Annotated in this window: 22 protein-coding genes and 1 pseudogene; 10 read left to right on the plus strand and 13 right to left on the minus strand. The window is 34.9% G+C overall.

Translation table 11 applies throughout. The features are described 5' to 3' along the window. Positions 1-7 precede the first annotated feature (7 nt). From ACVX3R_RS00110 to rpsD, 8 genes and pseudogenes are all read left to right on the plus strand, one after another. Positions 8-271, plus strand: a complete 264-nt coding sequence (locus ACVX3R_RS00110) for a hypothetical protein (RefSeq protein ID WP_458795032.1) — start codon at positions 8-10, stop codon at positions 269-271. Next, positions 262-4,986 (plus strand): PBECR4 domain-containing protein, encoded by a 4,725-nt coding sequence (locus tag ACVX3R_RS00115; RefSeq protein ID WP_458795033.1) that lies wholly within the window; start codon positions 262-264, stop codon positions 4,984-4,986. The genes ACVX3R_RS00110 and ACVX3R_RS00115 overlap by 10 nt, the downstream gene beginning before the upstream one ends. Positions 4,987-5,056: 70 nt before the next feature. Further along, positions 5,057-5,473, plus strand: a pseudogene (locus ACVX3R_RS00120) (hypothetical protein). Between the two features lie 217 nt (positions 5,474-5,690). Then, entirely contained in the window at positions 5,691-6,083 is a 393-nt protein-coding gene (gene mobC, locus ACVX3R_RS00125) for a plasmid mobilization relaxosome protein MobC (protein WP_001171916.1), read from the plus strand. Further along, entirely contained in the window at positions 6,077-7,711 is a 1,635-nt protein-coding gene (locus ACVX3R_RS00130; RefSeq protein WP_458795034.1) for a relaxase/mobilization nuclease domain-containing protein, read from the plus strand. Before mobC ends, ACVX3R_RS00130 begins: the two co-directional genes overlap by 7 nt. Before the next feature lie 49 nt (positions 7,712-7,760). Then, positions 7,761-9,059 carry an ISLre2 family transposase gene (locus tag ACVX3R_RS00135; protein ID WP_458795035.1) on the plus strand — a complete coding sequence of 433 codons (1,299 nt, stop codon included), beginning with the start codon at positions 7,761-7,763 and terminating at the stop codon, positions 9,057-9,059. A 90-nt stretch (positions 9,060-9,149) separates the two neighbouring features. After that, positions 9,150-9,242, plus strand: coding sequence for a thiamine biosynthesis protein ThiS (locus tag ACVX3R_RS00140; RefSeq protein WP_458795036.1), 93 nt, complete (start codon positions 9,150-9,152; stop codon positions 9,240-9,242). Positions 9,243-9,598: 356 nt separating this feature from the next. After that, the gene (gene rpsD / locus ACVX3R_RS00145) at positions 9,599-10,210 is read left to right on the plus strand and encodes a 30S ribosomal protein S4 (RefSeq protein WP_000092756.1); all 612 of its coding nucleotides are present in this window, start codon (positions 9,599-9,601) and stop codon (positions 10,208-10,210) included. 132 nt (positions 10,211-10,342) lie between these two features. On the opposite strand, the gene ACVX3R_RS00150 is transcribed toward rpsD, so the two are convergent. From ACVX3R_RS00150 to ACVX3R_RS00180, 7 genes are all read right to left on the minus strand, one after another. After that, positions 10,343-10,861 carry an HXXEE domain-containing protein gene (locus ACVX3R_RS00150; protein ID WP_458795037.1) on the minus strand — a complete coding sequence of 173 codons (519 nt, stop codon included), beginning with the start codon at positions 10,859-10,861 and terminating at the stop codon, positions 10,343-10,345. A gap of 187 nt (positions 10,862-11,048) precedes the next feature. After that, complete coding sequence (locus tag ACVX3R_RS00155; RefSeq protein WP_458795038.1) at positions 11,049-12,314, minus strand: tyrosine-type recombinase/integrase; 1,266 nt, start codon at positions 12,312-12,314, stop codon at positions 11,049-11,051. Positions 12,315-12,404: 90 nt separating this feature from the next. Beyond that, entirely contained in the window at positions 12,405-12,665 is a 261-nt protein-coding gene (locus tag ACVX3R_RS00160) for a helix-turn-helix transcriptional regulator (protein ID WP_458795039.1), read from the minus strand. Beyond that, a complete protein-coding gene (locus tag ACVX3R_RS00165) occupies positions 12,662-13,243 on the minus strand; it encodes a replication protein (protein WP_458795040.1) in 582 nt (193 codons plus the stop codon). Before ACVX3R_RS00165 ends, ACVX3R_RS00160 begins: the two co-directional genes overlap by 4 nt. 164 nt (positions 13,244-13,407) lie before the next feature. Then, a complete protein-coding gene (locus tag ACVX3R_RS00170) occupies positions 13,408-13,917 on the minus strand; it encodes a hypothetical protein (protein ID WP_458795041.1) in 510 nt (169 codons plus the stop codon). Positions 13,918-14,027: 110 nt separating this feature from the next. After that, positions 14,028-15,104 (minus strand): ATP-binding protein, encoded by a 1,077-nt coding sequence (locus ACVX3R_RS00175; protein ID WP_458795042.1) that lies wholly within the window; start codon positions 15,102-15,104, stop codon positions 14,028-14,030. Beyond that, positions 15,104-15,418, minus strand: coding sequence for a hypothetical protein (locus ACVX3R_RS00180; protein WP_261021414.1), 315 nt, complete (start codon positions 15,416-15,418; stop codon positions 15,104-15,106). Before ACVX3R_RS00180 ends, ACVX3R_RS00175 begins: the two co-directional genes overlap by 1 nt. Before the next feature lie 882 nt (positions 15,419-16,300). On the opposite strand from ACVX3R_RS00180, the gene ACVX3R_RS00185 reads away from it, so the two are divergent. Continuing rightward, the gene (locus ACVX3R_RS00185) at positions 16,301-16,732 is read left to right on the plus strand and encodes a sigma-70 family RNA polymerase sigma factor (protein WP_458795043.1); all 432 of its coding nucleotides are present in this window, start codon (positions 16,301-16,303) and stop codon (positions 16,730-16,732) included. 135 nt (positions 16,733-16,867) lie between these two features. On the opposite strand, the gene ACVX3R_RS00190 is transcribed toward ACVX3R_RS00185, so the two are convergent. Genes ACVX3R_RS00190 through ACVX3R_RS00200 form a run of 3 tightly spaced genes read right to left on the minus strand, consistent with a single transcriptional unit; the run spans position 16,868 to position 20,076 of the window. Then, positions 16,868-17,803: a hypothetical protein gene (locus ACVX3R_RS00190; RefSeq protein WP_458795044.1), complete on the minus strand. Its 936-nt coding sequence runs from the start codon at positions 17,801-17,803 to the stop codon at positions 16,868-16,870. Continuing rightward, positions 17,787-19,394, minus strand: coding sequence for an AAA family ATPase (locus tag ACVX3R_RS00195; RefSeq protein WP_458795045.1), 1,608 nt, complete (start codon positions 19,392-19,394; stop codon positions 17,787-17,789). The genes ACVX3R_RS00190 and ACVX3R_RS00195 overlap by 17 nt, the downstream gene beginning before the upstream one ends. A gap of 1 nt (position 19,395) precedes the next feature. Continuing rightward, positions 19,396-20,076 (minus strand): hypothetical protein, encoded by a 681-nt coding sequence (locus ACVX3R_RS00200; RefSeq protein ID WP_458795046.1) that lies wholly within the window; start codon positions 20,074-20,076, stop codon positions 19,396-19,398. Between the two features lie 272 nt (positions 20,077-20,348). Between ACVX3R_RS00200 and ACVX3R_RS00205 the strand changes: the two genes are divergently transcribed. Further along, complete coding sequence (locus ACVX3R_RS00205; protein WP_458795047.1) at positions 20,349-21,434, plus strand: FRG domain-containing protein; 1,086 nt, start codon at positions 20,349-20,351, stop codon at positions 21,432-21,434. A 178-nt stretch (positions 21,435-21,612) separates the two neighbouring features. Here the strand turns inward: ACVX3R_RS00205 and ACVX3R_RS00210 are convergent, their stop codons facing one another. The 3 genes from ACVX3R_RS00210 to ACVX3R_RS00220 form a co-directional block, all read right to left on the minus strand. Beyond that, positions 21,613-22,056, minus strand: a complete 444-nt coding sequence (locus ACVX3R_RS00210) for a hypothetical protein (RefSeq protein ID WP_458795048.1) — start codon at positions 22,054-22,056, stop codon at positions 21,613-21,615. Positions 22,057-22,243: 187 nt separating this feature from the next. Then, complete coding sequence (locus tag ACVX3R_RS00215; protein ID WP_458795049.1) at positions 22,244-23,389, minus strand: hypothetical protein; 1,146 nt, start codon at positions 23,387-23,389, stop codon at positions 22,244-22,246. Between the two features lie 137 nt (positions 23,390-23,526). Continuing rightward, positions 23,527-24,021: a hypothetical protein gene (locus tag ACVX3R_RS00220; RefSeq protein WP_458795050.1), complete on the minus strand. Its 495-nt coding sequence runs from the start codon at positions 24,019-24,021 to the stop codon at positions 23,527-23,529. Positions 24,022-24,171 lie beyond the last annotated feature (150 nt).

Genomic DNA, 24,171 nt, shown 5'->3' on the forward strand with positions numbered 1-24,171 from the left:
CAGAAGGATGCAAACACCCAAAACACAATTAGGATACCTGGAGAGTATCTCACAAGTTTTAGCACTAAAACCAGAAAATTTAGCTACAGAACGTTATGCTATTTGGCAGCTATTCAAACAGGCAGATGAGGGGACTTTCTATCAGTTAGCTCCTCATCTTTTTGTGACAACGAGTCAGGAAGATCCAATAGTTGTTAGTGAATTAGATGCAACTCCTGAAGGATATCTTTTATTTAAGGAATTAGTAGAGGAGGAAAGAGTATGCCTTTAACAAAAGCACAGGCAAAATCGCTGGATATTTTAGAAGTAGCTCGTAGTCTCGGAATGGAAATGAAGAGAAAGTCACACCGAGAGTATTACTGGGCTGAACATGACTCATTTAAGATCGATACGGTCAAGAATGTCTGGCATTGGTATTCACAAGCAGATAAGTATGGAGACACCATTAGTCTTGTCCAAGAAATGCGAAATGTCAGCTATAAGGAAGCTATGGTATTCTTAGAGACAGGTTCCTTTCCTGAAGCGAAACCAATGGAGGACGTGCGTAAACCATTTAACTATACCTTGGCCTCTCATGAGCAACCATTTGTAGAGGCAAGAACTTATCTCAAGGAGGTTAGAGGACTCTCTGATGATACAATTGACTTCTTTCTGGAGAAGGGAGTATTAGCCCAAGCTAAACGTAAGGACAAAGAGGGCGTTATAGAAGACGTATTGGTTTTTAAATACTTGGATAGAAATCAGCAACTGGTAGGTGCGAGCCTCCAGGGACTTGTTCCTGATCAAGAACGTCATCCGGGTAAGGGATACTTGAAACAGATTATGTATCAATCAGAATCTATCAGTGGTTTAAACGTTTCTATAGGCTCTCCTAAGCGTTTAATTGTGGCAGAGGCACCAATTGACCTAATGAGCTATTATGAGCTTTATAAGGGCGAATTAAACGATGTTCGACTGGTTGCGATGGAAGGATTAAAAGAGGGAGTTTTGTCTCACTATGTTCTTGAAATGTTACAGGAGCGAAGGGATATTCCTATGGATGAAAGAGATTATACTAAGTCTAGTGAACTAACACGTACCTCGATATTCTTATCTGTTGCAGCGGAAACCTCCACACTTTTCCAAGATCACAAATACGATGATCTCATCACGCTGGCAGTTGATCGTGATAAAGCAGGTACAGACTTTATCACTAAACTACGGGAGAAGAAAATCCCAGTTATCGATGCAAGACCACCACAACGTGAAGGCCAGGAGAAGACAGACTGGAATGAGATTCTGAAGCAGGAAAAACAACTGGAGAGAGACGCACCAGACAACAGTCGTCTTGCCCAGGCACGTCGAAAATTGGAAAGACTAAGGGGTGAACAAGACGAGGCTATTTCAAGAGCTTATTCCCACCAAGCACTAACAAATGGGCAACCCGTGAATGATAAGCGAGGCGGTGCTAGCTTTATGCGTAAGCAAGAACAAATAGAAGGTCAAGTCTTCTCAAAGATGGATGAGATTAGGCAACAGGAAGAGCGAGTAGAGCGCCTGGAGCACCAACAACATTTGAAAGAAATGGGGTTGAATCGTCAGGGAAGTGGTCTGGAGATGAGTGTTCAAAATATACCTAGAATCCGTGAAGAGTTAGAAAAAGCTAAACGTGGGGAGTCGTTCTTTACCAAAGCTACTCTCGAACGCTATCAAAAAGAGTTGACTAGACTTGAGGCCATATCTGAACAAATGGGTAAAACGAGCATTCAACCAGCAACTCAAGCCTTAATTGATGAGGGGCTAGTGAACCAGTGGCAAAAACAACCAAATACGTATTTTGTAAAAGGGTTACGAAGAGTTGCCCTGGAGTTGACTGAAGAAGGAGAGTTTCAATTATCTTCACAAATCAAGTATCATCCGAAAACAGATGAGGAAAGACTGAAGGTGGATGAATTACTTGCCAAACAAAGGCAAGAAAATGTAGGATTAACGCCCTCGAATCAGGAAAAATCAATCTCACCACAACCAGAGCCTATTGAAAAAAATCAAGGAGAAGCAGGGTGGTTAGAAAAAAATTGGGACAATCTCACGTTTTCGATAGAAAATAAAAAAACAGTCGTCATTGATCCGACTAGTATAGATAAGACGGTTGAAGAAAAACAAACTCCAGATAATCAAGAATCTATTACCAATACAGAGGAGAATGCTGGAAGAACGATGAGCTACGAAGAGGTGAAACGGGAAAACGAAGCATTAACTAAGGAATTAAATAATCGGATTCAATCTGGAGAATTATCAATCGAATTTGCACCAGATTTCTATCTGTATGATGTCTTTGCAAAGTTAGGAAATAGCCATCCTACAAAATATCTCAGCGATAAAAAAATGGAAGTGTTGTCTCCCATTCATTCACTTTTGACCTCTATTGATGATCAAACGATTGATTTATACAAGAAAAAAGGAACTCCTGAGCAAGATTCCTTGTATCAAGCATTGAAACCTCATCAGAGAACCTTGGGAGTAGATATTTCAACCCGATTTATTGGTGAGCTTGCAATTGCAGCCTACAATACCAACAAGCAGATAGAAAGCCTTTCTAGTAACAGTTTTGGCGTCTATTATGATGAAAGAACTCTTGATAATCTATCACAATCGATTGAGAGAATGCTGGAGTATCCATTGATTGAATCGGGTAAAAGAGACTTTACCTATGGTTTTGTGACAACACCAAATACGCTGTACCACTATCTGGAAGAACAAGAGGGAGAAGTGGTTTTAAACCGTGAATTGTTGGATAACCTGATGTCACGTCTTGATACTCAGTCCATTAAGATAATGGAGGTTTCAGAAGAAAAAGAAAAGTCTCTTGAGGGTGGACAAGAGACTGCTAATAATTCTGAACAAAACAAAAAGGCTGAGACAAAACTCGGGGATTTTCCTGAAGAATCTCAGGTGGCAGCACCTCTACCAGAAGCGAACGTATCGCAACCTTTGAATGACTTGTCACCAAGTCAAACTCGATCTCAACCTTTACTTCATTTTAGCATAAATGAGGACAGAAAGTCAATTCATAAGGATAACTACCATCCTATCTCAGATAAAGATTTGCTGAAACTAAACAGATATGCTCCTCATCTTCAAAATGCTGCTCAATGGTACTTAGAAAATGTAGCAGACTCACAAGTTACCTATTTTTACCAGGATGGTGCAGATACAAATAGCCTTGCTATCTCCTATAACAAAGAAAGTTTTATGCATTTAACGGGTATTTATCCTTATAGAGAAGGGCAAACTGCAGAACAAACTTTATTGGATTTTGCTGCTGGAAATGGACAATTTGATAATATTTTGATTGCCAACAGAGGTGCTGCATTCGATAAGTTGAAAGTTCTTCCTGAATTACCTACCATGGTAGATGCAGAGTCCTTTTATTTTGGAGACTTGTCGGATGTAGAAAAGTTTCATACCCTAAATTTAGATAAGGCAATTCGCTCAAATGATCAAGATGTTTTACTTGCTTTTCGGACAGTAGATGGCACGGTTCTGCCAGCTAGCCTTATGCGATTAAGACAAAGCCTTAATCTTCTACTAGATCAGACAAACCAGGAAAAGATTATTTTAGGTGTCTTTAGAGAGCGAGATGGTCACATCGATCAACTCTCAATCAATGAGGAATATGTTAAAGACAAAGGAGCTGAAATGCTGTCAGTTTTGAAGAATAAGCAGTATGAAGAAGTTTCTAAAGAAATTGAACAAACGATCTCCACAGTCCGAGAAGAATTTGAGAAATCACAAGAGGAAGAAATCAAACTAGAAGAACAAGGCTACAACAAGCAGGAGTTGGAACATGATGCGGATGCTGATGGTGTTTCTGATGAGGAGGAGTTGCTTCTGGGAACGAATCCGTATGATTTTAGATCGAAGCCAGGTTCTAAACCAGAGGGCGAGGAGAGTCTACAAGCGGATGAAGTTGTTTTAGCAGCTGGTAGTCTTGCAGTCGCAGATTTTATTCAGAATAAAGATATGGCGGGATTAAGTCGTCATCTTAAAGAAGGAATTAAGGAGTTTCTGGACTCAGATAAGTACAAAGACTATCTGACGAAAATGAGCCAACTAAATAATTATTCTAATCGCAACTTACGCTTAATTCTTGCACAAAATCCTGAAGCAAAGCAAGTAGCTTCTTTCAAACAGTGGAAAGAAAACTTTGGTCGTCATGTAAAAAAAGGCGAGAAGGCTTTACGTATTTTTAAACCCATGACGAAGATCAAAAAGGATGAGAATAACCAACCAATATTGGATAAAAATGGGAAAACAGAAACAGTTACATTCTTTGGTTTGGTACCAGTTTTTGATGTTAGTCAGACAGAAGGAAAAGAGATGCCAAAAGCTGCAGAAGTGAAAGAGCAGCTGACTGATTTGGACTATGCAAATCTTTACCGTGCCCTAATGGCTATTGCAAAAGAAAATGATGTATCGGTTCGATTTGAAGAGATGGAAAATAATAAACATGGATATTATTCTGTCCCAGAAAATCAAATTGTTTTACGTAGTAATGAGATGAACAAGGCTCAAATTATTAAAACTTTCTTACATGAGATGGCTCATGCAGAGTTGCATCATGCAGATAATCCTCAAAAAGAAAATCTAACTAGAAGCACTGCTGAACTCCAGGCTGAAAGTGTCGCTTATGTTGTTTCTTCATACTATGGTATTGATACGTCAGAGTACTCCTTTAACTATCTATCTGGGTGGTCTGCCGATAAGGAGACACTTGCTGATTTAGAAGCACAGTTGGATATTGTCCAACAAGAAGCTAAAAGTTTAATGGTTCGGATGGATCAAGCATTGGAACAATTAAGATTGAGTCAGGAGAAACAAACGAAGCGCAGTTTTGAACAAAAACTGGAGAAGTTTAAAGATCAGGGCAAGCAAGCTGTCGAAGAACACAAGCAGGAGTTGAAAGCAGATGCACAATCAAAAAAAGAGAAGGGTTTCTCGAAATGACCGAACGGGACACCCCAAATAAACCCAAGGTCAAATTAAAAACAAATCATCATCAAGGAGGACAACACTCATGACCAATGAACAAGAAGAACAACTTATCATCATCCTCTCAGACTTTATTCCAATCATGGATGGAGACAGAGTTGTAGGAGTATCGCCAAACGCTAAAGACTTGACTCGCCAAAAAGTTCTAGAGCAACTAGAGGAAGAACAGTCTCAACTACCTGAAGGAGATCCTGCTCTTTTGGAGTGGGAAGAAGAAAATATTGAGCTACTCAAGATGATCGCAGATGAAGAATTTTAAGCTGTACTCACTGAAAAAATCTTACTGACAGAAATACAAATTGGGCAGTCTATTTTCCAGCCTCTAACTACTCAACAACTTTCTGTCCTAGCTGAAAAGTTGCAAGGTCAGAAAGAAAAAAGTGTAGAAAATAGTGATAAGCAATCATCTATTTTCAAAAACATCTTCAGTTGGTTACGATAAAATGTTAGAAGTTGTACTTCAAAAGATATAAGAAAGGGGCTTGGGGATTTCCCCAAAACTGAGAAAATCAAGAAGGAAAACTGTAGGGTTCTCCTTCTCTGATTTTTTTAAATTTCGCAAATGGATATCCATTTGCTACGCTTGCCACAAGGAAGTTAGTGGCTGATGTCTGCCCAGAAAATGGCAGAAATTCTGAAATAAAGAGGATAAAAAAATAATGCAGAAACGAGAAAATAGGAAACGCTATATACAAAAATTGATACGACTAACACCAGAGGAAGATCGTCAAATTAAAACGGCGATGGCCCAAATGGGAGTTCCATCTTTTCAATACTATGCGAAAAATCAATTGGTACAAGGAAAGGTGGTGCAAATTGATTTTTCTGAATTGAAAGACCTTCGAGTCGCCATCAATCGAGTGGGAACGAACATCAACCAAATTGCCAAACATGCCAATGAAAATCAAGGGGTTACGCCAGAGGAAGTGGCACAAGTCATTGACTATCTATCTGAGTTGAAAGAGATGGTGGCTGTCAAACTTTCTAGTGCGGAGAAGAAAAGTTTACAGGAACGAAAAGTGAAAACAATAAGGACGTATGACGAATGGTAGTAATCAAAACACCCAAACAAATTAAAACTCCTTCCAATTTGAAAATAGCTGTACGCTATATTCTGAATGAAGCGAAAACTCTTGTATCAGAAACTGCAGAAAGGGATCTTGATTTTCCTCTTGTCTATCATGATAGTGAACTTCAAATGAAGCTAGTATCTGGCAATGGGATCTCTGATTTTAGCGTAGCAGATGAAGAAATGGTCATGACAAAATTGGCTGCAGCCTTTAAAAAAGGAGATGATGACTTGAAAGAATTATCTTCAGGAAAACAAGTATTGGCCCATCACATTATCCAGTCTTTTTCTCCAGATGATAACTTGACTCCTGAGCAAGTTCATGAAATTGGCCGCCAAACGATGTTAGAATTGACAGGTGGAAATTATGAGTTTGTGATTGCAACACACACGGATAAAGACCATCTTCATAATCATATCATACTCAATACAACCAATACCTCAACGCTCAAGAAATTTCGTTGGGAAAAGAAAACTTTGAAAAATTTGAGGGCAATATCGGACAAGCATGCGGCACGTTATGGCGCTAAAATTATTGAGCCTACTATGAAAAATTCTTATACAAAGTATTCTGCTTGGCGGAGACAAAATAATTATCGGTTTGAAATTAAGGAGCGTCTGGATTTTCTTCTGAAGCACTCTTTATCGTTAGAAGATTTCAAACATAAAGCAGCTGCGCTTGATCTTCAGATTGATTTCTCTGGTAAATTTGTGAAGTATAAATTACTTGATCAGCCACAACAAAGAAATGTCCGAGATGATACATTATCGAAGAAAGGACTCTATTCTCTTGAAAAAATAAAAGAGAGAATTTCTAAGAATCAGTTAGTTTTTGATGTGGAGGAATTGAAAGAACAATATCAAGAATCAAAAGAAAAAACGGCAAATGATTTTGAATTGAAATTGGAAGTGGAATCCTGGCAGGTCGAACAAGAAAGCAAGCAAGGTATTTACGTACAGATGGATATGGGAGCTTTAAATAGTGGTACCATTTTAATACCTTCTCATAAAGTTGATAAAAATGAGGATGGAAATTATACCATCTATATCAAAGAGAAAGACTATTTTTATTTTCTCAATCCGGATCAATCTCAAAAAAATCGGTACATGATGGGCTTGACTGTTGCAAAACAATTAGCCAAACAAAATGGCGAAACACTTGTAACTAAAAATGCTCAAATTTACTCTATGCGTGAACTGATTAAGGAATATAATTTCTTAGTCGAGCACGGCGTGACAGATGGAGCACAATTTCAACATTTGGAGGAGCGCTTTAATGAAAAGATTGAGACTACCCAGGAGGAATTAAGACAACTAGATGAGCGACTTGGACGTTATCATAAAATTGAAGGAGCACTTTTAGCCATCCACCAATCTCCAGAAAATAGTCTTGCAGCGGTACAACTATTGGATGATTTAGGAGTTCCAAAAGATATGGGACTGGAAGATGTCAGTCAACTGATTAAACAATTCCAAATTGAAAAAGGAGCCTTACAAGAGTTCTTTGACGACACTCTAAAACATTACACAGATTATAGAGATATTAAGGAGCACGTGCGTAGTCGTGAAGAGAAAGTTGACCGACGATTTGAGGATGAAAAAGTCTTGTAGAAGTTTCTGATGTTTTCAATCTAGTCATGATTTCAGTACAATAGAGAGTATGTTTAGATTTGATGAAAAAGAATTTGTCGCAGAACTAGATCGCAAACGTGAGCAGCAATTCCTGAAGCGAGTAAGAGATTATGACGAGCAGATTGCTCCCTCCATGAGACTGAGGGGATATAAACGGATAGACAGTACAGAGAGGACAGTTGTCTTTACATTTGGAGAGATGACCTTTTCTAGGAATCGCTGGCGAAAGGGAAAGAGAAGCTGTTATCCTGTAGATGAGTGGCTAGGCTTAGAAAAGTATATACGTTATTCTCCGGAGATGATTTTTCACATGGCAAAACACGCTTCCGTTTTATCCTACCGTGAAGTTTGTCGAACCGTTAAGATGGCTTATCGTCTGGAGATAACAAAGGATGCTGTGTTGAAGTCTGTAAAAATGGCAGGTAGACTCTTTTCAGAGAGGGAACGCTATCGGCTTTTTAGAGGTGATGAGCAACCGAAAAAAATCCAGGCAGATAAAATCTACCTGGAGGGAGATGGTGTGCTCGTCAAGACAACATCAAGCAATGATGAACGACACAATACAGACTTAGCCCATTTTCTAATCCATACGGGAGCGAAGAAGATTGGAAATAATCGATATGTACTCGAGAATAAGCATGAAATTATCCATACAAGCCATGAACAAGCAAAGGAAGAATTGATAGACTATCTCTACAATCATTTTGAAATCACTGATCGAACTCTTCTTATCACTAACTCGGACAATGGTAAAGGATATACTCGAAGAGTATTTCAAGAAATCAAGAAAGCTCTACGGATTAAACGTCATGAGCATTTCTGGGATGCTTATCATGTCAATGAAGAATTAAAAAGATTCCTGAAGTCGTACCCATCTACACTACTTGATTTGGCTTTTAAGGCTATCCAAAATCACCAGAAGAACCTGCTTCAGACCGTACTAGATACAGTAGAGTCTCTTATAGAAAGTCAGGAGGCTTTTGATAGCTTTTACAATTTCCGTAAAAAATTATTGAGAAATTTTGGGGATACCAGACCACCTAAACTTCGAGGGTTGTCCTCTCATGGTATTGGGGTAATGGAGAGTCAACACAGAAAGGTTACTTACCGCATGAAACATCGAGGGATGTATTGGTCTATTGAAGGGGCTTGCACTATGGCTAGGATGATACTCCTTGAACGAATTGATCAGCTATACGAATTGTTTTTCGGGGATTGGCGGAATGAGTATGAGGAGTATAGGGCGAGCCGTTTAGGAGCAGGATTTCTTGTTGACCACCGCCCCCATGGAGCCGTCATACGAAAACGAGGGCGTAAGCGAAAGTAAGGAAAAGGTAAAGAAAATCCTCTAAAAAATGCAATTTTAGAGGTCTTTTTGCTATGCTTTTTAGACAAAACAGTTGCTTTTTTGCCTAATATGTGTTACAATAATAGAGTAAATGAAAACGAAAAAGGTGTAGAAGCAGCAACTCCTACACCACCGATTAAGACAAACACACACTTTGCTTAATCAGTCAAACAATATTGTAGCATAAATAGTGCAATATAGTCAAGGGCTGGGGTAAAGTGAGGAACTTTTTCCAGTTTTTTTGTCTGAAAAATCTCGCTTTCTTATTGAGTTATAAGGATATTTGATTATTCCCAAAAATTTAGACACAAAGTAAAGGCGTAAAATCCCTTTACAAATCTAGCTTTTCATGGTACAATAACCTTTGTGTGAAATAGCAGCAGGAAAGCATGAAGCTCGTCAACAGGTGTCTTATGACAAGTAACCTTGGCTGTTTAGGCGAAGGGCATCTGCACGAATCAGGGCTTTCTAAGTGACTATTTCCACCGAAATATTATTTATATCAGGAGGACATACACATGTCACGTTATACAGGACCATCTTGGAAACAAGCTCGTCGCCTTGGCCTTTCACTTACAGGTACAGGTAAAGAATTGGCACGTCGTAACTACGTACCAGGACAACACGGACCAAACAACCGTTCTAAATTGTCAGAATACGGTTTGCAATTGGCTGAAAAACAAAAACTTCGTTTCACTTACGGTGTAGGTGAAAAACAATTCCGTAACTTGTTCGTACAAGCTACAAAAATCAAAGGCGGAATCCTAGGTTTCAACTTCATGCTTCTTTTGGAACGTCGTTTGGATAACGTTGTTTACCGTCTTGGTCTTGCGACTACTCGTCGTCAAGCTCGTCAATTCGTAAACCACGGTCACATCCTTGTTGACGGAAAACGCGTTGATATCCCATCATACCGCGTAACTCCAGGTCAAGTGATCTCAGTTCGTGAAAAATCATTGAAAGTTCCAGCAATCCTTGAAGCAGTAGAAGCTACTCTTGGACGTCCAGCATTCGTATCATTCGATGCTGAAAAATTGGAAGGTTCATTGACTCGCTTGCCAGAACGCGACGAAATCAACCCAGAAATCAACGAAGCACTTGTCGTTGAATTCTACAACAAAATGCTTTAATTTTAAGATATATGATACAGAAAGCCTACAACAGTGGGCTTTTTACTTTGTCTTAAAAAACTATAGAACACTTCTTAACTGTGAAGGGGGATAAAAAAATTCCCTGCAAAATGAAATTGCAAGGAACTTTTGTTAATGGTTATGGGAAAGCCAGGCGGAATACTTTTTCCCAAGCCAGAGAGCAAAGAGGAGATTGATGACGACGATGCCTGAACCGACCAGTGAAAATAGGAAAAATTCGCTAGTCGAAACCTGCCACAAATGCACGGTGTCTGTAATCAAATAAGCACTGACAGGAAAACAAAGGATAGAAGTGATCAGAGCAGGGATATACTTGCGGAGAAAGATTGATTGTCCAATATGGAGCAAGAGATGAAGTGCAAAGGCTACAAATCCCCCTAACCAAACCAATTCGAGCGCTCTAGATTGAGTAAAATACGCTAATAAAGTGATGGATAAGACAAGAATAAACTCCTCAAAAACAGCAAGGGCAAATCCTTCTGTTGTAATGCCTTTGTGAATCTTGAGAATAGCTGGAGCCTTTTGAGCCAGCAAGGTTTCGTTGAGATGAATCCAAGGGACAAGACCGATAATTTCTTCCATATCGTGAAAGATAAAAAGTAGAGGAAACATCCAAAGATAAAATGCCATAAATCTCTCCTGAAGGGCTATAAATCGTTAACCAATAAAGCAAAAAACGCCCAGTAAGGCGTTTTGAGTTATGCTTATTTAACTTCTGTAAAGGTTGTTAATGTTATTTTAGCACCCTTTAAACGCCGTCATATCAACGTCTTAAGATTGTTCTATAGAAAATGTAGTCATAAATGTAGTCATTTTGCTATGCCGTCAATTTAGCAATTTCTTTGAGGTAGATTTCAACTGCTTCTGCCTTCTTTTTCGGTGCCAATTCAGCATAAGTGTCCATTGTCGTTTTGATCGACTTATGGCCCATTCTTATCTGGAGCTCTTTCCAGTTTGCACCAGCATTCAGCATCAAAGAAGCATGCGTATGACGGAAAAGGTGGAAACCATAGTTTGGTAGTCCCAACTCAGTCAAACGCTTTTTAAGCGTTGCACGTTCATTTCTGTCACACATATAGTTCCCGTAAATTGTCGGAAAAATTAAATCCACAGTTGGTAAATCATGACTCACAAAGTAATCACTCATCTCATCATAAAAAGCTTTCAAGTCATCTAAGACTTGTCTCGGGACTGCAACTCTTCTGTTGCCAGCATCAGTTTTGGCACTGTTCTTACAAACAATCTCACCCTTAATCCCAAGTTTCTTATTTCCAACTTTCCACATCAGCGTCTTGTTAACGATGATTTCATTGGAATCAAAATCGAGATCATGAATCGATAAAGCAAGAAGCTCATTAATTCGAAGCGCAGAAGCTAACAGCGTGTCGCAGATAACCTTAAATCTTCGATTAGCTCGTGTGTCAGGAAGAGTATCAAGATAGTTCAGCCAAGTAGCCAAGTCCTCTCCATGCAATACCATGATTCTCTCCTTTACCACCTTTGGTTTCGGAGGAATTTTAACTGTTCGAGCTGGATTATGAGTGAGTTCGAAATTCGTGATCCCATAATCGAAAATATCACTAAGCTTATAGATAACTGCACCGAAATCTTTTGCGTGTCCCTTTTTGGATTTTTTAACACCTGATTCAACAGACTTTTTAGATTGTTGAGCTAATTTATTAACCCAAATTTGAATATCTGCAGATTTTATCTCTTCAGGTCTATATTCTCCAAACTTAGGGATGATGTAGGTATCAAGATAGCTTCGAACCCGATTGATCGTATTCTGAGAAGTGACCCAAGTTACAAAACTGACAAACCAGGCTTCAGCTAACTCTTCGAAGTTATTAATCAACAAAGTCTCTTTTAAAGTTGAACCCTTCGCTTCAAATTCAAGTCGAGCTTGAATGATTTTCCTATCAAGACTTTTTAGAGTTTTAGCAGTTATAGATGATGTAACTTTTTTACCAGTTTTAACATCTACACCAATATATACACCACGTTGCGTATAGCTAATAGTTCCGTTACTCTTGATAGTTTTAATGACTTTTCGATTGTTGTGAATGATAGTTTCTTTCTGCATAATAGCCTTTCACGTTCGGATATATAAAAGGCTAAAATAACAACCTCACATTATTCTATGTGATATTACTATTTTAGCACATTTTTAGAATTAAAGAGTTAAATAGGTCAGCACATCCTCCATTCTATAGTAGACAGTTCGAGTTCCCTCAATCGGTGGTTCTAGGCGCTTAAGTCCTGTCTTCTCCCAAGACTTCAAGGTGTTTGGTGAAATCTTAAGTATCGAAAGCAGCTCTTTCTGAGTAAGTATACTTACATGCTTTTGAGTATTCTCTTGTTTCTGCATCAAAGCAAGCAAACAATTCAAAATCTGTTCGATCTGATTCAATTTTATAAGTTCATTATTCGTCATTCTTCACTCTCCTTTTTATGATTTGAGTGTCTACGTGAATCCAGATATTTTGCGAAAAAGTACGTCTTATCAATAATGAGATTCAACAACGAAGGATTCTCAACTCGTGCATATCTAACAAGACTGTTAAACTCAGTAAAGTTGTGTTCTTCGATAATATCAATCACAGTTGAAAGAAATTGATCATTGTTATAACTAACGAGAAATTGATCCAATTCAAAACCACAACCTGACTCTATTTCGTCGATATTGTAGAGTGTTTTATCAGGATTTTCAGCGTGTATGAAATAATCATACATACCCTTTGGTGACATGACTACCTCTACATGAGAAGGAGTATGTAGTTTTTCAGTTAGTAACTCTGAAACCTGCGTATAGCTTTTAAGTGATTCGAAAAATAGGACCCCGTGCTTATGCGCTTTTTTAAATTCTCCATTTTCTTTGTTAACGTCCTTATCATGCCAAGGACTCAAGACAAATGGAATATGCATTTCTTCAAGGACGTCTAAATAATTTTCCGGCGCGCTTTCTTGATAAATCAGGAATGCCCACTTATTCGAACGTTTATCTTTAGCCATGAATACCTCCCTTCAAATAGCATTTTCAAATGGTTTGCAATTCATGTGATTATTGATTACTGATACACTGGGGGTCGTAGTAGCCCCAATGTATCTGCCAATTAGATTTCATGACAAGGCAGTACTTCTGGTCTTCACTACGTGAACCAAGCACTGCCAATTTATTATCTTTTTGTAGATTTAAACCAAAGCTTGTTACCTCGCCGGTTTGGTGCAGAAAAATAATATTCTGGATTGCGACTAGAAATTTCTTCTTTGATATAGTTTTCCATTTCTCTTAGTAATTTCTGAGACTGCTGGGTTTTCGGATACTTAATCAAAATCGTCACAGAATCATTTCTTACATCAACAACACACTTAGATGTTGCTCTATTAAATTTCCTTAAAATAGGATTGAATCTTATCACAGTAGAAGAGCTATCAATTGAAAATGCTAGTTGAGAATTCTCATCTTGTCTCAAAAACTGAATGAGGCGAATCGTTTGATAAGCGGATCTAAAATAATTAGCCGGCTTGTCATAAATAGCGCGTAGAACCAACTCAATTATGATTAAAAATAAGGCGATTAACGGCAATAAAATTGCTAGAGTTTTTGTATAGTATTCACCTTTACTAGCCCATTGCTTCATCATCTCAAACAGATGAGATAAGTATGTACTTTGAGCATTTGCCATCAAATTCTGTAGCAATCTGAGACCAATTGTCAAACAAAGGAAAAACAAACCATATATAAGAAGCGTTACTGTAAAATTAAAAGTTCTCTGAAAGAAATTCTTTCTGTCATTCATAAAATACCTTTCTTAGTGTAATAAGTTGGACATAACAAGGGAAGAACTTGATAAGGATGCTCATTATCAATGATTTGGATCAAGCCTGTACCCTTTCCAATTGGAATGACTATCCCCTCTGGATCCAAATCTGGGAACAGAAATTGTGTTGTCTTCTTATTAATGTTCCCAATTTGAATAAGTACATTCAGTTGTTCTCGAACAGAAATAGGGATTGTATTGTGGTCAAAACGCTGACTAACTAATAAAAGATGCACTCTGGTCGCTCGCCCGAGAAGTGCAACTTGTGATAAGAGTGAAAAGAAAGACTCTTTTATCGTTTTATTGACACCTTCTGAAAGCGCGAGAACTTCGTCTATTACAATAGTTAAATGCTTAAACTCTTGATCAGGATTGTCATAGAGAATTTCTTGACGTACTTGGATAAGATTCAAACATGAGCTTAGATTTTCATTTATCTCTGAAACAAAATCAGACTTTGAACGATTACGTTTAGGGTGGATAACTGAAATACCATTTTCACGTGCCCACCTGGAAGGTGTATCAAATTTTGGATCCACAATAATTAAATCCGAAAAATTTTTCAGCAAGCTTAAAAAGTACGTCAAAGCATAAGATTTTCCAGATCCACTATTTCCTGCGATAGCTACAGAAGTTACTTTATTAAAATCAAGAGTTAAATTTTTCATGATCGGAATAATATTTTTTTCTCGTTCCAACGCAAATTGATCTAAATCTGAAATTACAAGTCTTTCAGAAATCCCCTCCTTCCATGGGAAAAACAAGCCTCGTTGCACGTGTATATCATCCGTTTCAAGAGCAAGAAAGTAAGCAGAATTCTGTTTGAGAACCGTGTATCTTGGAAAGAGAGCAGCATTAGCGATCAGAAAAATCTTCTGATAGAGTTCATCGTCAATGATATAGCCAGCTGGTAATCGTGGAATAAATAAAAACCCATCTTTCATAATCTCCACGTGATAGCTGTTCGTAAAACTAGTTTCTCCCTGCATAATGCTACCAAGTCCCATGTTCAGGGCTTGAAGCAAGTATTGTGCAAGTTCCTTAGTAGTCATTATTTGACCTCTTTAATATTGTTAGCACGGAAATAGACATTGTAACCAACCTCGCAAGCTTCAAGATTGTCAAAATCAACCATTGCTAAATAAGACGGTAGAGCAACTTCAGATTCGAATTTCACTTGAAAAGGCGGCAATCCTTTTTGTGAGAACCAAGCCTTGTGACCGATGATTTCTCCAGTCGGTTGACCATCTTCGAACTTAATTTGTGCTTCGAATTCAGTACTCAAGCAATGGATTGCTTGTTTTTGATCAACATATTGTTTAGCTGTGTTGGTTGAATAACCATTTTTACGATTTTTTGTTTTCATGTGATTTACCTCTTTCTTATTTATCGTACTCCAGTTATATTTATTAAACAATCATAGCAACCACCTCCTTATCTATAGGGACAATTTCTAACAAAATTCGGAGGTATTTAGAAAAAATTTTTAAAATTATTTTTTGTCATTAAGTTGGCAGCTGTTTTATATTGCAATTCTTATTAGTTTTGATATAATGAATCTATAAGAAACCCTAGGCTTCTTCCACCTAGGGCAGGAGGAAATATAGAAATATATAGAGAGCTATTACAGCCAGTTAATTGTTGTATTGTGCCCCAAAATTACTAAATCTCAGTCAAAAAAAGTGACTGTTAGATGTGTTTTTTGTGTACCCTCTTTTATGTTTCTATAAGTAAGGAAAAAAAGACCGATAAGAACAGATTATCGGTCTTTTTTGTATATAATTTTTTAGATTATATGCTCTTACAGTGAATGCTCTAGCAATAGAGCATGAGGAATTTTTAAGAAAATAGAGCTCTTTAACAAGAGTGGAGGAACATCAGAGAAGATATAGAGAGTTTTCACGTCTATATTATATTGTGCTCATAAAACAATAAACCAATGTTTAAAAAAAAGACTATTGGAAGTGTTTTTAGTGCGCTCTCGAATCTTCAATAAAGTAGGAAAAAAGGCTAACAAAAGAAATATTGTTGGCCTTTTTTCGTGTCTAATTTTAATGATCAATACCGTTTAAAGAAAGGAGGTTTGTACATATGGAAGAAGACTAAGCTATTCTTTTTCCATTATTTCGCCCAATACTGCAGACGGATTGAGACATGTAAAATTCATTGTTCCTCCGTCAGCTTATAAAGGCCAATGTTTTCTTGTTTCTTTTCGTCGTTTTTTACCACTCAAGAAAAGGACAAGAAAATGTCAAAAATTATTAATAAACGAGAAGAAAAAATACTTCAAGCAAAAAAGCAAAACGACTGGGGTACAGTGTTGAAACTTCTAGATCAAGAATTCGAAAACTCACTTAGACAGGATTCACGTTATCACTTAACTAGTATGAATAAAAGCGTTTCATATGATGGAAAATACACTGAATTAATAGACATAATTCCAAATAGCATTCCTAATTCATTGGACAATTTAATGGAAATAGAGAGAAAATCAATATTATATAAAGCATTAAATAACTTAAACCCTTGCGAATATAAGCTTTTTGTAGAACGAATTGAGGAGAAAAAATCTTTTAAAGAATTGGCCACTGAACTAGGTATAAGCGATAAAACAGCTAAAGCTAGATTTGAGAAGATTAGACTTAAACTTCAAGAAGAATTGAAGGACTGGAGACTCTAGTATATTTTCTTAAGTTATATGCTAATCTAATAGTAATTTTAACAATTTTAACCCAAAACACTGTGATATCTTTTGCATCACAGTGTATTTTCTTATTATTTTATCAAGATGAATAGTGATGTAACTTATACCAGACTATCGTTCATCTCTTCGTAATTCGACAATATAGTTATAGGTATCTTTTTTTAGCTTTGCAAGTGAAATCTTTAAATAATTATTAAAACTAGGACTCGCAATTTCTCCGTATATCATAGCATCAAAAAAACTATCTGTGATATCAATCTTTGAATTTTCATTTTCTAACAATTCCTCAAGACTTTTACGATATTCCTTACAATACTCTTGCTCCCTGCTAAACATATTATCAACATCAACTTGATGTATTTGGTAAGCTTCTTCCAACTCTAAAATATTATTGTTTTGTTGCACTGAGTCAAAATATAATTTTATTCTTGATGAGTTTCCAATTGGAGAAACTTTGAATAAAATTTCTTCATTACTTTTAAGATCAAATGGGCAAAATTTATAAGTTTTAGTACCTTTTATTCTATTACATGTGTCACAACAAGGAATTAGATTGCTAAGAGTTAAAGCAAAGAATGGATATTTATCTTTATCATAGTAATGGTCGAAATTAGCACCTAGATAATTCTTTCTAGAATTAATATAATTTCTATTACAATAGGGACATACGGTTACATCAAGATTTTTGACTAAAATCATATTATTTCTAATCCCAATAGTTTCATCTTTTAAATGAAAAATTCCAGAATAATAACTTTTATAAATTCTCAAATCTTTTTCACTTTGCTTTATAAGTTTTTTATATTCCTTATTGTCTGTGGCTAAAGAATCGCAAAAACTTTTTAATTTTGTAAAATCCATAGTAAGTAGTTCATAAACGTCCTTAATTTTTATTTTTTGAGAATTTTTCTTCGGAAGTTTATTTAATAAAGTTACCATAGCTGTTCCCTTACCATTAGTTTTAACAATCGATGGCTTCTTTCTTAAAACAAAATCATAATATCTATCTAATTCCTGTTGACTATAAAAACTATTTATTTTTATCATTTTTTCCTTCTTGAAGTTCTTTTATTTTTTCTTGATACATCTTGATCTTTCTTTCGTACTCTATAATTTGATGTTCTTCTTTATCCCAATTTATACTTTCAAGCTGAATTTTCAAATGATTACGAATAATATTTTCACCAATCATATCTACTAATTTTTCAAAAAACTCGCGAATATCCTGAGCCGGTGTATCTTTATTAAAATCTATTCTATACCTCTTAATAAATGCTTTATATGTTTTATTTCGTCGAATCATTTCTTCATTTGAGCAACTCCTAAATATTTTCAATAAGTCTTCAATAACTTGTTGTGAAAAAGCACCTTTAGGAGCCTCTAAGAAAAATGAATTCTTAAATAAACTATAAATATTATGGCCGAAAGTCTTAAATTCATTAGCAGAATTATCATGTTTATTATTGTCTTCTGGTAAATATATTACATCCTCTGCCAGAAAGTCTGAAAGAATTATTGGTGAATGTGTTGATAATATTATTCGAACTGCACCATTCCTTTTTTTCATAATTTTACCAATAATAGGTAGAACACTGTTTACCCAGTTTCTTTGCCACTCAGGATGTAGCCCTAGATCAACTTCATCAAGTAATACTAGCACTTTATTACTATTTAGATCACTTTTTATACTATTTAAGCGTCCAAGCAAATTAAGTAAAGCTAACTCACCAGAACTGAGTCCAGACCATTCAAATTCCAGTACAGAAAATACTTCTTTCGAAATCCAATTATTTGACGCTTTTTTATTTAAAATTTTTAAGATTTCTTCTAAAAACTTTCTATCATTCTCCTCAATAAATACAAAAGCTTTTCCAACATTACTACTAATATTACTTAAATCCTTAAAAAAATCTTTTATCTTAGAGATCTTTTTTTTCGCATTATTATTTAAAAAATTATCTAAACCATCATAGAAACGATCAGTCGGTTGTATAGTTTTAGGATCTATTTCGCTCATCAAATAGATGATTTGTTCATGATTCAATTCTGAGAAAATATATTCACTAATTACTGAAAAAAATTTTCTTAATAATACTTTTATTATTTTCTTTTCTTTATTTACACATTTTATTATTTCTTTTAGTTTACTTTCCCATTCTTCATTTAACGGATTACCTGTTAAGTAATGTTTATCATATGAATTTATCCCTTCACCTATTTGATTTAACCTAAGAAACACTTTTTTATCCGATAGTTCAATTAAATTTTGCCATTTCGTATTTTTATTTCCCTCTTTATAATAATCAATAACTACTTTTACTTGTTTGATCGAATCTTCACGATTCAAGTTTACGAGGTCCATCGTATTTAGATATGCGGAAGTAGAAATATCAACAGAGTCACTAGAAGTAGCTTGTAATTTATTCAACTCTATCGAAGCAGAATACTTAACGAAAGAATACCCTAATACATCCTTGTAATCCTTATAGAATTTTGCTAGTGAATTCTTATTTTTTTCTAATAAAGAATTTATCAACCTTGTTTTTCCCGAACCGTTTTCACCAACTACACAGTGTACAGATTCAATTTCATTTGAATAATTTAGTCTGTAATTAAAATTGCCAGTATTATTTACCATTTCAAACCTCCTTTACTATACATTCAAAGTGTGTTAATCCACAATAAGCATCTAATCTGCTGAGAACTATTTCTATATCTCTCATTTTCATTTCTTTTTCCTCTTTCGTTTTATCATATTCCGGAATTTCTATTTTTAAAGCACCTTGAATGGGCCCTGTTTTCAATTGCCTTCCAATAATATGTCTAAATCCTATTTCACTATCTTTATAAATTTTATTAATATTTTGAATTTTTGACAAACTGGGTGCAAAAGAATGCATTTTACACCATTTCTCAATATCCACTCCTACCGGATATGGGATGAAAATTCGAATTACGTTCTTAAGTATTAGTTTATACTTCCAACTTTGTCGACCTGCCCATATATAGTCTAACCCTTTAGCTTCGATTACCTTAAAAACTGTAGCTAGATAAATTGCAGCATTATTTTTCGTTATAAATAAAACATCTCCCGATTTAGGTGGATTTCCTTTTAAATTATTGTCTCTCTCACTATACCCCCAAATAGAGAATAATTCTTCTTTAGATTCTTGAATTTCTTTTATGTCATTGCGTTCATTTTCAGTTTCTAGAATGGAAACAATAGTAGATTTATGAACCTTCTTTTCGATTGTATTAAGATAAGGTGTTGTTACACCATCTCCACCAGCCATCACAAAAACATTTCCTTTTAACATCATTTACCTCGTTCATTATATAATAATAGGAACTATTGTTACTCAAAAGTTACATACTTGCTTTTTAAATTAAATAAAGCCCTTACATAAATTATATCATAATATACACTATTGGTTCTACCCAATTTCTGTTACCCCTGAAAAATAAGTATAATGTTATTTCCTATAAGTAGTATATATTCGTTACCACTTGAATAGAAATATACAACTATGGTATAATGTTAACATAGATATGACATATAATAGGACGAATATTATTCGAAAGGTTTTTAAATATGAATAATCCAAAAGAAACAAAAAATATTATTACCCGCAAAAGCGTGAATACTATCTTGAAAGATCTATTTAATTATGAGCATATTGAATTTAATAACTATCAAAATAACTTAAATAAAAAACACAATTTGTATTTCAGAGGCGAAAGTTCCTACTATGAATACCGTACTCCTTCTCTTTATCTTCAAAAAAATTTAACCACCAATGGAAGTGAATACTACTACAGAGTACTTCTCAACGAGCTGGGAAGGGATGATTATCAAGAGAACACTTCATTAGTAAGACTGATTTCTGAATTACAACACTATGGTGCTAAAACAAGAATGCTTGATATCACAAAAAATCCATTAATTGCTCTGTACTTCGCTGTTGAAAAAGACAATGATAAACCTGGTTATGTCTATATTTATTCTGATAAGCTTAATGAAAAGTTTGATACAGGTCATACTATAGCCATTAAATCTGCACTAAATTTTATGCCTCAAAATATTATTAATAATTTTTTTACGGCAATTGAAAATCTTATAAGAAATAATAAAAATAATTATCATCGTAAAGATATTGAATTGATAACCGTAGATAACATTAAAAAAATTGAATTGTCACCTTCACATATATATAGAAATTCTAGTTTTGTTACACAAAATTACCCTGAACAAATAAGAGAATTTATGGAGCTATTAAATCAAAGAGCTAGAGTTAGAGAAAGATTGAACTTCCCTGTTAAAATATATAATGACTTACAAAGGGCTCATATAGTTATTCCATCAAAGACAACTGATAGAATCCGACAACAACAGGGAGCATTTATTTACCCACGATTTGTAAACACTTCAAATAAAGAACACGAAACAATCAAACAAGAAATCTCTAAATCAATAGATAAACTAGCCGTAACTCTATTTACTCCAAAAACATCTTCCTCAAAGGACTATATTTCATTTTCTGTTATTAAAATTGATCCTGCTAATAAAAAGGAAATTCGTAGAGAATTAGAACTTCTTGGAATTACTGAAGGTTTTGTCTACCCAGATATTGAACATCAGTCAAAAGCCTTATTAAATATTTTAAATAATGATAATTAAGTAAAAACAATTATATTTACTTCTTACTTTACACCATATTATAATTTAAAAGATCAAGATAATGAACTGCACCCCAAAAGTTAGATTTTTTCTGTCTAACTTTTGGGGTGCAGTTCACTTCCTCCGACAGTGCTTTTTTGTTGCTATTAAAACTTAAAATTGAAATGTATCACTAAAACTATTGTTTAAAATCATTCCTTTTGGTTTCAATCACTTTCACAGCAGCTTGATTAAATTCAGTCAAATGTTCTTTAACACTCAGTAACATTTCTTTTGTATCTTTTAAATAGTATTTCCTTGATAATTTCTCAACTTCTTGTTTAAATAAGTCAACGTTATTATCGTGTATGGTGATCTTTTTCCCTTCAGCTACCAAATCATTCGCTTCATAACAAGTAATAAATTTACGTTCAATTGTATCGCACACAAAAATGATTCCATTATCAGATATATACTTACGCTTTTCTGGGATTTTTTCCTCACTTGAATCATATAGTGTTAAACTACTTATCTGTTTAGCGATCCATTTAGGAAGTTGATCTTCTTTAACTCCAAATCTCTCATTAGCTCTTTGAATGAAATGTTCTGTATAAACATACTCTGGTGCATATGAAAGTCCCATGGTTTTGCCCTCATTAAAAGTTTAGAATTTTAAAAAATATAGTCGATGAATCTTTCATGAAATAAGTAATATAACCTATTTTAATTTGAAAGTGTGAATATCAGTGCTGTAAAATTTGATTTTTGATAGTCTTTTTCTAATTTGTAACTGGAGAAAGGTTGTTAGTACTTGTTCTTTTATCTTCATCTTATTCATTCGAAGCAGTTAATAGACTTGAAATTTCTGTAAAAGCATCTTTCTTCATTTTTGTGTAAATATCTCTCCATATATAAAAATCTGAAACTGAAATAACATTACCCGAAGTTATCCCTCCACCTTCGGGACGTAATTGACAAAAAAAGAAGTGATTTTCAAGGTCTTTCAAAAACTTATCCGTTACAAAAGTATTTTCTGTTTTTTCAACTTCTTTAAATAAAATATCAAATAATTTTTTCCAAGCACCATCATATTTGCGAAAAATAAAAACTGGTTTTTTGGTCTCACCATTCGCTAAATATCTATAAATTCTTCTCAATATAATATAAGCGCCTAAACGAGATAGATTTGAATTGGAAAGAATTTCTTCTCCAATACCATTTCTTCCTAAATTTGGCTGAGCACATGAGAAAGGATAAATTTCTAAATTGCATATTTTTTTTGCAATATCTTTCAACTCACTTTCCTTTGATTTTGCAAAGTCTAATTTCTTATTTTTTTGAATTAGTTGGGAATAGTATTCTGGTATATAATAATATCTCTTCTCCTTTAATTCAGTATTTTTGTATTCTCTATCAGAAAGATCTTCAGAATCAAAAAGACGATTTAATTCTTGTAATAAACTACTTTCTTCACTATAGATGATATTAGTAACACTATCTAGAATATCAGTTTTCTTTAATTGGTATCTCTCTCTTATAATTTCAACTATAGTTTTACCTGTTTCTTTAAGTTTAAGAGCAGTCTCTTCATAAAAGTCTTTTAGACTTGAACCTTGAATTTCTTTATCTACTTCAGCATCTTTCCAGTCTCCCAAATAACCTCTAGGATTTTCCAAACAGTGAAAGACCTCTGCGTTATCAATATCACCATGGAAATGAGTTGGAATTTGGTATTGCATATTTAGATGTTTATTTTTATTTTCTAGTTTATTCCACTTTGGATTTCTTTTTTTAAAATCATTCCACTCTCTATCTCCGTTTAAAATATCTAACCAAGAAAAATTATCAGTAGACTTAAGATTATTAACATTATCTACAAATTTTTGAATTAACTCTTGACCTTCTTCATTCTGCCACGGGTTAAATATCTTTAAAAATTCAGCTTTATCTTTTGAAACAAAAGCAAAATTAGACACTAAAATTTTTTTTAATTTGTTTTTTTGTCTTCAGTTAATTCTCTATTATTTCTATCTTGCATAGATTCTAAAAACTCTTCTAACATTATTTCTACACTTTTCTCTTTTGACATAAATCTTTTCTCACATTTTTCTCTTTAAATATCTACTTCGGCGATTGGTTTGCGATAGCTAGGCGCGTGAGCATAGTGACAATAAAGTTTCCCTAGATCAAGTATAGGTTTGAACTCTTGAAAGTCACTAGCAAGAAGGTAGCACGGTTTATAAATGCAACTAAATGTGATAGCTACTTCTTCTCTCAAATCCTCTATGAGTAGGTCAAGGGTTTCGTATTCATAAAGACACACTACTTCTCCTTTTCCCTCGAACAAGGCTTTAACCAAAATAGATGTTCCATTACCGTAAAAAACGGTATTAGCTGCTACACTTTCATAGTCTTTTATTTCCAGACTATAGTACCTATCTGCTCTGGTATCTCCGATAGATACCTCTTTAGGAACAGTGTAAAAATATTTCTCTTGCTCCACTGCCAACGTAAACCTTCTTCGGACTTCTATCTGTTTTAGATACTCGTCAATTCCACTTCCTAAAGCCAACCCCTTTTGCAAAGTATCAGCTTTATTAGTTGTCATGTTTTTATCAAGCCATTGTCCTAAAAATCTGTGAACATATACCATCTTTTTTCTCTCTTTCTCATCGGTTTATATCTACATTGTAACGGATATTTTTTAAAAAAGCAAAAAACTGGAAAGTAACATAGAATTTTGGGATCTCATAAACTT

This window comes from Streptococcus sp. 517s (assembly GCF_054445985.1).

Bases quoted from the DNA above. Each gene is read 5' to 3' on its own strand.
- ACVX3R_RS00110 (WP_458795032.1), top strand. From the start codon at position 8: ATGCAAACACCCAAAACACAATTAGGATACCTGGAGAGTATCTCACAA.
- ACVX3R_RS00115 (WP_458795033.1), top strand. From the start codon at position 262: ATGCCTTTAACAAAAGCACAGGCAAAATCGCTGGATATTTTAGAAGTA.
- mobC (WP_001171916.1), top strand. From the start codon at position 5,691: ATGCAGAAACGAGAAAATAGGAAACGCTATATACAAAAATTGATACGA.
- ACVX3R_RS00130 (WP_458795034.1), top strand. From the start codon at position 6,077: ATGGTAGTAATCAAAACACCCAAACAAATTAAAACTCCTTCCAATTTG.
- ACVX3R_RS00135 (WP_458795035.1), top strand. From the start codon at position 7,761: ATGTTTAGATTTGATGAAAAAGAATTTGTCGCAGAACTAGATCGCAAA.
- ACVX3R_RS00140 (WP_458795036.1), top strand. From the start codon at position 9,150: ATGTGTTACAATAATAGAGTAAATGAAAACGAAAAAGGTGTAGAAGCA.
- rpsD (WP_000092756.1), top strand. From the start codon at position 9,599: ATGTCACGTTATACAGGACCATCTTGGAAACAAGCTCGTCGCCTTGGC.
- ACVX3R_RS00150 (WP_458795037.1), bottom strand. From the start codon at position 10,861: ATGGCATTTTATCTTTGGATGTTTCCTCTACTTTTTATCTTTCACGAT.
- ACVX3R_RS00155 (WP_458795038.1), bottom strand. From the start codon at position 12,314: ATGCAGAAAGAAACTATCATTCACAACAATCGAAAAGTCATTAAAACT.
- ACVX3R_RS00160 (WP_458795039.1), bottom strand. From the start codon at position 12,665: ATGACGAATAATGAACTTATAAAATTGAATCAGATCGAACAGATTTTG.
- ACVX3R_RS00165 (WP_458795040.1), bottom strand. From the start codon at position 13,243: ATGGCTAAAGATAAACGTTCGAATAAGTGGGCATTCCTGATTTATCAA.
- ACVX3R_RS00170 (WP_458795041.1), bottom strand. From the start codon at position 13,917: ATGGCAAATGCTCAAAGTACATACTTATCTCATCTGTTTGAGATGATG.
- ACVX3R_RS00175 (WP_458795042.1), bottom strand. From the start codon at position 15,104: ATGACTACTAAGGAACTTGCACAATACTTGCTTCAAGCCCTGAACATG.
- ACVX3R_RS00180 (WP_261021414.1), bottom strand. From the start codon at position 15,418: ATGAAAACAAAAAATCGTAAAAATGGTTATTCAACCAACACAGCTAAA.
- ACVX3R_RS00185 (WP_458795043.1), top strand. From the start codon at position 16,301: ATGTCAAAAATTATTAATAAACGAGAAGAAAAAATACTTCAAGCAAAA.
- ACVX3R_RS00190 (WP_458795044.1), bottom strand. From the start codon at position 17,803: ATGATAAAAATAAATAGTTTTTATAGTCAACAGGAATTAGATAGATAT.
- ACVX3R_RS00195 (WP_458795045.1), bottom strand. From the start codon at position 19,394: ATGGTAAATAATACTGGCAATTTTAATTACAGACTAAATTATTCAAAT.
- ACVX3R_RS00200 (WP_458795046.1), bottom strand. From the start codon at position 20,076: ATGATGTTAAAAGGAAATGTTTTTGTGATGGCTGGTGGAGATGGTGTA.
- ACVX3R_RS00205 (WP_458795047.1), top strand. From the start codon at position 20,349: ATGAATAATCCAAAAGAAACAAAAAATATTATTACCCGCAAAAGCGTG.
- ACVX3R_RS00210 (WP_458795048.1), bottom strand. From the start codon at position 22,056: ATGGGACTTTCATATGCACCAGAGTATGTTTATACAGAACATTTCATT.
- ACVX3R_RS00220 (WP_458795050.1), bottom strand. From the start codon at position 24,021: ATGACAACTAATAAAGCTGATACTTTGCAAAAGGGGTTGGCTTTAGGA.